Here is a 9,428-nt window from a genome sequence, read left to right as displayed (position 1 = left end):
ACGGCGTGCGCGGCAGGGTCGAGAGCAAGGCGCCGAAGCATTTCCGCGAAGCGCTGTATCAGATGGCAAATTTCCTTGGAATTTTACAAAGCGAATGGGCGGGCGCGCAGGCGTTTAGCAGCTTTGACACCTATCTTGCGCCTTATGTTTTCCGCGACAAGCTAAGCGATAAAGAGATCAAAAAGGCGATAACGAGCTTTATCTTTAACCTAAACGTGCCCGCTCGTTGGGGTCAGAGTCCGTTTACCAACGTAACGATCGACATCACCTGCCCGTCCGATCTGCGCGACCAGATCCCGACGCGCGAGGATAGGCATATATTTAGCGACCTTGAGGACGCGGAGTTAGCGCACGAGGCGCAAAAACGCGGCTTTGGCAAGCTAACGGATATGACCTACCGCGCCTTTGAGCCCGAGATGAACCGCATCGACAAGGCGTTTTACGAGATCATGACCGAGGGCGACAAGTGTTCGCAGCCCTTTACCTTCCCGATACCTACCGTAAATATCACCGAGGATTTCGACTGGGACAGCGAGGTGGCGAGGGTGCTTTTTGAAAACACGGCAAAAATGGGCTCGAGCTATTTTCAAAATTTCGTCGGCAGCCAGTACACGATCGATGAAAACGGCAACCGCGTTGCAAACGACAAAGCCTATAAGCCGGGTCACGTGCGCTCGATGTGCTGCCGCTTGCAGCTAGATTTACGCGAGCTACTAAAGCGCGGCGGAGGGCTGTTCGGTAGTGCGGAGATGACCGGCAGTATCGGCGTCGTGACGCTAAATTTAGCTCGCCTGGGCTATCTATATAAAGGCGATAAAAAGGGGCTCTACACGCGCCTTGAGTATCTACTAAATTTAGCCAAATCCACGCTTGAAAAAAAGCGCGCCTTTATCCAGGAGATGTACGAACGCGGCCTATATCCGTACACCGCGCGCTATCTAAAGCACTTTAACAACCACTTTAGCACCATCGGTATCAACGGCATGAACGAGCTTTTGCGAAATTTTACAAACGACAAGGAAAATATCGCGACTGATTTCGGGCGGGAGTTTGCGATCGAGATGATCGAGTTTTTGCGCGGTAAAATTCGCGAGTTTCAAGAGAGCACCGGCAACCTTTACAACCTCGAAGCCACGCCTGCCGAGGGCACGACGTATCGCTTTGCCAAAGAGGACAAAAAGCGCTATCCCGACATCATCCAGGCCGGTTTTGGCGAAAATATCTACTACACCAACTCCACGCAGCTGCCGGCAAATTTCACCGACGACGCGTTCGAGGCGCTCGACCTGCAAGACGAACTGCAAAGCTCCTACACGGGCGGCACGGTGCTGCACCTATACATGAAAGAGCGTATCAGCTCGGCCGAAGCGTGCAAAGACCTCGTGCGCGGCGTGGTAAACAACTACAAGCTACCATACATCACGATAACGCCGGTCTTTAGCGTCTGCGCTAAGCACGGCTACATCAGCGGCGAGCACGAATACTGCCCGAAATGCGACGAGGAGCTTTTGGCTAAATTTAAAGCTGAAAATAGCGTAAAATAGGCTAAATTTGAGCGGCGAAGTTGGGTTTTGCTGCTATCTAGTTGAAGTAAATTTATGCTTTACAGCTGCATCGTAAATGCAGGTAGCAGCGTCTGTGCGCACGGCGGCGAGGAGGTAAAAAGCTGTGTTTATGACGAATACGGCGTGCTTGTGGGCGGCTTTTGCTTAAGAGCGTTTATCGTGCTTGGCGCGGTCTATATATTTTAGCTTCTCCCTTTTCCTAATACTTGGGTCAGATGAAAGTCCGACTTTTTTAAATTCGGCTTTAAATTGTGATTTTTCGATAAATTACCAAAAGCGACGCGACATTACGTAGCTCTTTATTTTAAAATTTGCAGCAAAATTTACCGCATTTGGTAGGTCTGTTGTTAAATTTACGCACGGCGTCGCAGTCCGCGTAAGAGTGCGAGTTAAATAGCAGACTCTTGCCTATTATCAAATTTGTGTTTCCTTGCGGGTCTCCCAAGTAGCTAAAAGATAACTAGCCAATGATCCAGATAAATTAACAGCCAGTTCGGCATGACGCGATGCAGGTTTCACACCGACCTTTCCTTTGCCGTGAGCGTCACTTAGACGGTTACGAAGCGTTCCTAATCCTTCAATAACAGCCGTGCAACCACCAAGAATTTGTTTGAATACTTCTTCTGTATGTTGCGACGGAGCAAGATTTAAAACTTTCGCGGTTTCTTTGTAAAGTTTAGGTAAATCTACCGCGTCATCATATTGGACATTCATATCATCAAGGATATGCTTGCAGACTGTTTCTATCAGCATTCGAGCTGATGTAATTGCGCCTTCCGGATCACTTACTCTCCTATCTAATGCTTTTGACCATGCTGCTTGAACGTGAGCAGAATCAAATTTCTTTATGCCCTTAGTCACAAATTCATCAGACGGAGCCAAGCCGCCCCGTTCTAGAGCTTCTAATAACGAAGAAAACTCAGACCATATATAATTCCGACGTTCAGCATAGCTACCGAACTTATATTTTATAAACTGCCAAAATTGATCGAGATTTCTACATGTTTTTATAAATTGAGGGACAAGTGTTTCAAATGCAGCATTTGCAAGAACTGTCTGCCTCAGACGCGTGTATTCAACATTATTTTCTTGCCCTCCGGTGGCGCGAGAAATCAAAAGGTTTTGTAGCGTTTCGGCTTGAATGAATAATTCGTTCATTTAATTCTCCATAAAATCAAAAAATTATGTAGATAGTTTACTAAGATATTTCATCTAATTTCATAGCCACTAACGGTTTTTTAAGCTAAATTTACGACGACATTATAGCGAACAGAGCTTTAAGCGATTTAGCAAAAAGAAAAACATCAAAGTCGTTTGGTGGTTTTGGATGAGTATAAAAATATAAAATTTGATCGCCGAACGAGAAGTTACACGCCTTGTTTTAAATTATCTATAAATTTAAGCCGCCCAAAAGACGGCTTAAATTTCACCTCTCAAAAACGAAAATTTTATTCGTTCCGTTTTCTCTCGTCGCGACGTAAAATTTTCCATCCTTGACAGCTAGCGCATGCGCGTCGTTTGCGCCTTCAAAGCTATAAACCTCCACGATCTTTCTGCTGCGCGGATCAAGCTTTAGGATGCTTGAGTATTGCTTTGAAAGCAGATAAATAAACTCGCCTTGCGCGTCCATGCCCGTGACGTAGTAGTCGTTTATATCCCTGCCGTCCTTTACGCCGAGAGCCTCCTCGAAGCTCGGCACGAACTCGCTCGAGAGCAGATTGTCGGCATCGCTAAAGCTCGCTATGCTCCAGCTTGCTTTGATGTCGTCGGGCACGCTAGCGACGAAAAACTCGCCGTAGAAATCCGAGTGATCCCACGAGAGGATAAACTGCTGTTTAGCGCGCACGGTGGAGTAGCGGTCCTTGAAATCGAGCGTGAAATTTTCATATCCGTCGTGCAGATAGCGCCACGCCTTGTTCGCTTCCTCTTTACTTTGATTCGGTGCGGGCTTGAAAAACTCATAGGTTTTATTATAGCCCATGAGTCCTACCGAGCCTTTAAAAAAGCTCGCCGCGACGGTTTCTTCCATCTGCATTATCCAATCGGGCGTGCTTCGTAGATAGCTTTTTACGGTTTTTAGCTCGCCGTCCATTTCGTAGAGCTCGAATTTTAGAGTGCCGAGCAAGAAGCTTCCGCTTGCCGCGTCGTAGTCAAGCCCCGTGACTGGGTTATTGTTGTTTAAATTTAATGTTATCTCACCGCTTTTACGTAATGGTGTTAAATTTGTCACTGCGCCGTCCGCAGGATTTAGATTAAACTCGCCGCCCAGCGCCAGTGCAGCGCACAAAAGGGTTAAGGTTAAAATTTTTCTCATATCGCGACCTCACTTCGGTAAATTCGGTAGTTTTGGATTCCAGTTTTCGCGGAAGTCAATTTCGGTTTCCTCCCAGTGATCAAGCTCCCAAAACCACTTTGACGGATCGATGCTCATGCGCGAAGGCGTCGCGGAGGCTAGATAGGGCGGCGGGCCTGCGGTGATAAAGGCCTGCACGCAGTTAAAAGCCATGATGATCGCAAAGGCCGCAACTGCAACTTTGCCTAGCGCAAATTTGGGTAAAACCGCGCCGTATGCGCCCTCTTCGCTTTTTTGCATTATTTTACCTACGTTTTTGCCTAGCAGCAAAATCACGCCCAAAAATATAATGACGCAAAAATGCACCACTACTACCCAAAACTGCGTGTGTGCGCCTAAAATTTCGAGCCCGAAGCCCTGCTTTATGTCGCGAGGTAGCCGCCGCCGGTGCCGTCGAGGCTGTAGTGCAAAAAGCCGTCGTATAGCCCGAGGCATGCTAAAAAGAGGATTGCGGCTAGATATTTGACCGTAAAGCCGTATCTAACGATCAATAGGGCCATAAATGAGATCGCGACCATGCAAAATCTCTCGTGCCAGCACATGATGCAGGGGCTATCGCCCATGCCAAAGCCCAAAACCAAACACGCGATACCTACGGGCAGGGCGATGAGGGCGAGGGCAGCAAGGGCGAAAAGATTAAAAAACCGCTTTTCATCTTCGCCCCAGCCTGCAGAAATCTCGGCGCCGCGAATGAGGCTTTGAGACATTTTATCTTGCAAACTTTTCATTGCTCGCTCCTAAAAATTTCCCATAGGCACGATGGCAAATTTATTCACCCACGCCATCATGATGACGAGTATAGCGATACCCGCGATACCAAAGCCCATAACCGCGCGCTTTTTCTCGGGTCTAAACCACAACAAAAGACCTGCGACGAAAAACATCAGAACCATTAAAAATTCCATATTTTCTCCTTTCTCGCTGAAATTTAATATCGTAAAAATATTACTATTTTGCTTATTAGACGTATATTAAAAATTATGTTTTTATCAGTGTAAATAAATTTTTTATGAAATTTTATGATACTAAAATAGCTATTTTTAAGAAAATTTTTTCTATTTCAGCTTGATTTAAATTTATTTAAAACGTTTCGGTTGACTTGATTCTGCTTGTGCAGGTCGCGTGATAAAACGCTGCGCAATTGAAATTATAAAATTTAGCAACAAGATGGGCAATGACTTTTAGCGTAGCAGCAAGCAAGCAGGGGGGCAGTTATCGTTACGGTATAGGCCAGCTTTCTTGTAGTGTGATACCCCCTTACAGTGTGTTAGCCAATACTGCACGCAACTATTCTCTTGTGTCTTGGTTGCCCCTCTTATGACGTGCCTATTTTTCTACCAAGCGTTTGTTTCTGTCGCGGATGCTACTTTATTGCGTAGTTATTTCGGCTTACGCTCGACATAAAATTTTTAAGATTGCCGAAGCTCATCCAAGCCGACCGTTTTAATTTTACCTACTTCTTAGCCTCGAAGCGTCTGCGCGTGAGCTTTAGGCGGCATGCCGAATATCCTCGCGTACTCCCTGCTGAATTGCGACGGGCTTTCGTATCCGACGTCAAAGGCCGCTTGAGAAGCCGTGCTATCGCTGTTTTGCAAGATATATCTAGCTTCCTGCAGTCTAATGCGCTTTTGAAAATCAAGTGGGCTTAGCGCGGTAATTTTTTTGAAATTATGGTAAAACGACGACGGGCTGATGCCGAGTTCGGCTGCTAATTCGCTCATATTGATCGGCTCTTTGAAGCGGCTTTTAATTTCCCTCATTGCACGCGCGATATAGTTTTCCGCTGTGCCCTGCATGACGAAGCGGCTGAGAAATCCCTCAGCGCCGCTTAAGATCAGCGTGTATAAAATTTCTTTTATCGCCAAACGCTCGAGGTGCTTTAGGCTCGCAGGCTCTCGCCGTAGCAAAGATATGAGCCTAGAAACGGCGTCCGCGATCTCGTAGCTCATATCACCGAAGTATAGGCTGCTTTTAAGTCTGCCAGCGCGGCTCTGCCCCTCTATTTCCTTGAGTGCTTCAAGAATGTCCTCGCTTTGAAATTTAATGCTTACCGATAGAAATGGGCAGTGCTCTACTCGCCCCAAAAGCGGCAGGTCGCTTGCGCAAAGTAGGAATTTCTGCGTGTCGTAGCGATACTGCTTGCCGCTAAATTCCACCATTTTACCGCCGCTCAGGCGCAAGCACACGCTAGGCTCATAGATCGTCGCGATGAAGTCTGGGGTTTCTTTGACGGTAAAAGCCGAGCGCCCCTATAGGCGTCTGAACGTATCCATAGGCGAGATACAGCTCGCCGGTGATCTTTGCGGCGTCTTTTAAAATTTTATCTGCTTTGTTCATCTAAGCTCCTTTAAATTTACACGGGTTATACTTAAATTTGCACGATTAGGCAATGAAATTGTAGTATCGTGCTACCGCAAAATTTTAAAAAAGGCTATAATTTAGCAACTTTATTTAAAGGAGAAAAGATGACAAATTTTAGTTTTTGCAACCCCGTGAGGATAGAATTTGGCAAGGGTAAAGAGGAGCATATCGGGCAGTATATGAAGGAAGCGGGCGCGAAAAAAGCTCTCGTACTATACGGCAGCGAGCGCGTACGAAAGAGCGGTCTGATGGGCGTCGTGGAGAGCAGCTTAAAGGCAAGCGGTATAGAATTTACCCAGCTTGGCGGCATAAAATCAAATCCCGTGTTAAGCAAAGTAAATGAAGCGATCAAGCTCGCTAAAGAATTCGGCGCCGATAGCGTGCTTGCTGTGGGCGGCGGAAGCGTGCTGGACTCGGCGAAAGCCGTAGCCGCGGGCGCCTGCTACGAGGGCGACGTGTGGGATTTTTTTACCGGCAAAAGCCCGAGCGTTGCGCTTAAAATTTTTGATATCATTACCCTTGCCGCGACGGGCTCGGAGATGAACTGCGGCGGCGTGGTGACCAAGGAGCAGACCAAGCAAAAATACCCGATCAGCGCGCCGTGTCTATACCCGAAAGTCTCGGTCATAAACCCGCAGCTGCAAGCAACCGTCAGCCGCGAGTATCTCGTATATAGCGCGAGCGACATCATCGCGCACAGCATCGAGGGGTATTTTACCGCTAGCGTCCATCCAGACATCGTTCGAGCCTATATCGAAGCCAACATCAAAACCGTCATCCGCACGACTGAAATCCTGCTCGCAGATCCGAGCGATTACGATGCGCGCGCCGAGTTTGCGTGGGCCGCGACGATGGCGCTAAACGGGTTAACCTACGTGGGCGTGGGTGACTTCGGCTATCCGAACCATATGATCGAGCATGCGATGAGTGCGGTCGTGGATTGCGCGCATGGAGCCGGTCTTAGCGTGGTAATGCCTGCGTGGATGAGGTGGTATAAGGATAGAAATTTAAGCGCGTTTGAGCGTTTCGCTCGTGAAATTTTCGGCCTTAAAAGCGCGGATGAGGGCATAGCAGCGCTTAAGGCGTGGTTTGGTAAGATCGGCACGCCGACTAGTCTCGCGCAGCTCGGCATCGAAGGCAAGGTGCTAGACGAGGTCATAGACGTAGCCGCGACAAACGCCAAAGCGTGGAATATGGCGGAGCTCTACAGCCGCGAAAATATCGCTAAAATTTTAGATTTTGCAAAATAAGGCGCGAGCGCATAGATAAAATTTAAACCGAAGGGGCGAGCGATCGCCCTTTTCTGAAAAAGCAGGCAGTAGTATGGGCGCGCTAGAGATTACCCCTACTAAAAAATAAGCGACAGCACGGATAGCGAGATGATCGTTTTGCCCCCAAGTCCGCGGAGCTAGCTGTAAGAGAGCAGAGGCGACAAGCGGCGCGTCTAAATTAAAGCTTAGACGACTACGGATCAAGCGTGAAATTTAGCTATGTTTGTCAGGGTAAATTTGCCATATAATACTTGCGCCGAATTTGATGCGCAAATCTCGCAATAAATTTTACTCCGGCGCGAAGTTTTATCGCGTTTAATGGCTTTGCTTAAACGCTCTTATCTCGCGCTATCTAAAAATTCGCTCGTTAAATTTTAATCTCGGCTTTATATTTGTGATTGCGAAATTTGCTTTTGCGTGCCGTTAGGCACATTTAAATTTACCCCTCGATGCTAAGCAGATCGCCGAAAATTTCTTTGCAATACTGAATGAAGCGTTTGGGAATTTTGACGCCGCTGATATCCGCGGCGATGACGCTATCTTGGACTTCAAAAACGATAAGCTCTCTAGTGATTTTTGCCGCCTTGCAGCCGTTATAGCATACGTCGCCTACACTTGGCGTATAAGCCGTTATGCGGCGCGTCTACGTACTCGTATCGCCCGAGCTTGATGGGTCTTTGGAAAAGCAGATAGTTCTTATAGTCGTACTTGTCGTCCGCAAAGCCTATCATATAATAATTCTCGGCGCTGTTTTTGGAAGCTGTCGCAATACCTGCTTTAAAATTTAGTCTAAACATAAATTCTGCTTTGGCAAAAAACGGCAAATTTTACCGCTTAAAATTTACACGAGCTGTGCGCCCGCGCCTTTTACGATCTCGCCGATGACATAGCCGTCGGTTCTAGCTAGCACAAAGTCGGCGTTTTCTTTCGGAGCCACTATGATCATACCAACGCCCATATTAAACGTCCTCATCATCTCTGCCGGCTCCACTTTTTGCGCGATGATTTTAAAGATTTCGGGCGTGCGGATCGCGGCATGCTCGATTTTTGCACTCAGCCCCTGTGGAAATACACGCGGCAGATTTTCCACGATGCCCCCGCCCGTGATGTGCGCGAGCGCATGGATCTTGTCTTTTAAATTTAAAAAGTCGCCGACGTAAATTCTTGTAGGCTCCAAAAGTACGTCGATTAGCTTGCGCTCGCCCACTTTATCGTCAAATTTTAGCCCCAGCTCGGCGACCACTTTTCGCGCGAGCGAGAAGCCGTTTGAGTGCAGACCGCTGCTAGGAAGCGCGATGAGCACATCGCCTTCGCGTACGAATTTTGAGCGGTCGATCTCGTCCTCCTCGGCGATACCCACGGCAAAGCCTGCAAGGTCAAAATCGCCTTTTTCATACATCGATGGCATCTCCGCCGTTTCGCCGCCGATTAGCGCGCAGCGCGCGAGTTTGCAGCCCTCGGCGATACTTTTTACCACCTCTTTGGCATCTGCGATTTCAAGCTTTGCCGTCGCGTAGTAGTCGAGGAAAAATAGCGGCTCGGCGAAGTTGCAGATGAGGTCGTTTACGCACATCGCGACGAGGTCCTGGCCGACGCCGTTAAATTTACGCGCGTCGATCGCGAGTCGCAGCTTTGTGCCCACGCCGTCGGTGGCGCCTAGGATCGCGGGCTTTTTGTAGCCTGCAGGCAGTCTCACTGCGCCGCTAAACGAGCCGATACCGCCCAAAACGTGCGGAGTTTGCGTCGCTTTGACGAACGGTTTTATCGCGTTTACGAAGTCATTTCCCGCGTCTATATCGACGCCAGCGTCTTTGTAGCTTATCAAATTTTATCCTCCAAGATGGTATAATTTCGCAGATTTTAGCTAAAATCGAATAA

12 protein-coding genes are annotated in these 9,428 nt (G+C 47.9%); 3 read left to right on the top strand and 9 right to left on the bottom strand.

Translation table 11 applies throughout. From position 1 onward, the window contains the following. Together Q0369_RS09655 and Q0369_RS09650 are read left to right on the top strand one after the other, a co-directional pair. A partial coding sequence (locus Q0369_RS09655; protein ID WP_298099163.1) for a ribonucleoside triphosphate reductase occupies positions 1-1,544 on the top strand: 1,544 nt, incomplete at its 5' end. Positions 1,545-1,598: 54 nt separating this feature from the next. After that, complete coding sequence (locus Q0369_RS09650; protein WP_298099161.1) at positions 1,599-1,751, top strand: hypothetical protein; 153 nt, start codon at positions 1,599-1,601, stop codon at positions 1,749-1,751. Positions 1,752-1,979: 228 nt separating this feature from the next. Here Q0369_RS09650 and Q0369_RS09645 read toward each other — a convergent pair whose 3' ends face one another. The 7 genes from Q0369_RS09645 to Q0369_RS09615 all read right to left on the bottom strand — a co-directional run bounded on the left by Q0369_RS09645 (position 1,980) and on the right by Q0369_RS09615 (position 6,255). Further along, the gene (locus tag Q0369_RS09645; protein ID WP_298099159.1) at positions 1,980-2,723 is read right to left on the bottom strand and encodes an abortive infection family protein; all 744 of its coding nucleotides are present in this window, start codon (positions 2,721-2,723) and stop codon (positions 1,980-1,982) included. A gap of 268 nt (positions 2,724-2,991) precedes the next feature. Beyond that, positions 2,992-3,879, bottom strand: a complete 888-nt coding sequence (locus tag Q0369_RS09640) for a hypothetical protein (protein WP_298099157.1) — start codon at positions 3,877-3,879, stop codon at positions 2,992-2,994. 9 nt (positions 3,880-3,888) lie between these two features. Continuing rightward, positions 3,889-4,227 (bottom strand): hypothetical protein, encoded by a 339-nt coding sequence (locus Q0369_RS09635; RefSeq protein ID WP_298099154.1) that lies wholly within the window; start codon positions 4,225-4,227, stop codon positions 3,889-3,891. 53 nt (positions 4,228-4,280) lie between these two features. Then, complete coding sequence (locus Q0369_RS09630) at positions 4,281-4,646, bottom strand: disulfide bond formation protein B (RefSeq protein ID WP_298099151.1); 366 nt, start codon at positions 4,644-4,646, stop codon at positions 4,281-4,283. Positions 4,647-4,655: 9 nt separating this feature from the next. Continuing rightward, entirely contained in the window at positions 4,656-4,823 is a 168-nt protein-coding gene (locus Q0369_RS09625) for a hypothetical protein (RefSeq protein ID WP_298099148.1), read from the bottom strand. 555 nt (positions 4,824-5,378) lie between these two features. Further along, positions 5,379-6,104, bottom strand: coding sequence for an AraC family transcriptional regulator (locus Q0369_RS09620; RefSeq protein ID WP_367178995.1), 726 nt, complete (start codon positions 6,102-6,104; stop codon positions 5,379-5,381). A gap of 7 nt (positions 6,105-6,111) precedes the next feature. After that, the gene (locus tag Q0369_RS09615; RefSeq protein ID WP_298099142.1) at positions 6,112-6,255 is read right to left on the bottom strand and encodes a hypothetical protein; all 144 of its coding nucleotides are present in this window, start codon (positions 6,253-6,255) and stop codon (positions 6,112-6,114) included. Positions 6,256-6,383: 128 nt separating this feature from the next. On the opposite strand from Q0369_RS09615, the gene Q0369_RS09610 reads away from it, so the two are divergent. Continuing rightward, the gene (locus tag Q0369_RS09610; RefSeq protein WP_298099140.1) at positions 6,384-7,529 is read left to right on the top strand and encodes an iron-containing alcohol dehydrogenase; all 1,146 of its coding nucleotides are present in this window, start codon (positions 6,384-6,386) and stop codon (positions 7,527-7,529) included. 614 nt (positions 7,530-8,143) lie between these two features. Here the strand turns inward: Q0369_RS09610 and Q0369_RS09605 are convergent. Further along, on the bottom strand, positions 8,144-8,347 hold the full coding sequence (locus Q0369_RS09605; protein WP_298099138.1) for a hypothetical protein: 204 nt from the start codon (positions 8,345-8,347) through the stop codon (positions 8,144-8,146). Between the two features lie 44 nt (positions 8,348-8,391). Beyond that, positions 8,392-9,375 (bottom strand): phosphoribosylformylglycinamidine cyclo-ligase, encoded by a 984-nt coding sequence (purM, locus tag Q0369_RS09600; protein WP_298099136.1) that lies wholly within the window; start codon positions 9,373-9,375, stop codon positions 8,392-8,394. Between the last annotated feature and the right edge of the window lie 53 nt (positions 9,376-9,428).

This window comes from uncultured Campylobacter sp., assembly GCF_938030685.1.
Taxonomy (GTDB): Bacteria; Campylobacterota; Campylobacteria; order Campylobacterales; family Campylobacteraceae; genus Campylobacter_B.
This window is presented reverse-complemented; position numbering and strand designations above follow the sequence as displayed.

Coding starts and splice junctions, on each gene's coding strand:
- Q0369_RS09645 (WP_298099159.1), bottom strand. CDS start 2,723: ATGAACGAATTATTCATTCAAGCCGAAACGCTACAAAACCTTTTGATT.
- Q0369_RS09650 (WP_298099161.1), top strand. CDS start 1,599: ATGCTTTACAGCTGCATCGTAAATGCAGGTAGCAGCGTCTGTGCGCAC.
- Q0369_RS09615 (WP_298099142.1), bottom strand. CDS start 6,255: ATGAACAAAGCAGATAAAATTTTAAAAGACGCCGCAAAGATCACCGGC.
- Q0369_RS09640 (WP_298099157.1), bottom strand. CDS start 3,879: ATGAGAAAAATTTTAACCTTAACCCTTTTGTGCGCTGCACTGGCGCTG.
- Q0369_RS09605 (WP_298099138.1), bottom strand. CDS start 8,347: ATGTTTAGACTAAATTTTAAAGCAGGTATTGCGACAGCTTCCAAAAAC.
- Q0369_RS09625 (WP_298099148.1), bottom strand. CDS start 4,823: ATGGAATTTTTAATGGTTCTGATGTTTTTCGTCGCAGGTCTTTTGTTG.
- Q0369_RS09610 (WP_298099140.1), top strand. CDS start 6,384: ATGACAAATTTTAGTTTTTGCAACCCCGTGAGGATAGAATTTGGCAAG.
- Q0369_RS09630 (WP_298099151.1), bottom strand. CDS start 4,646: ATGAAAAGTTTGCAAGATAAAATGTCTCAAAGCCTCATTCGCGGCGCC.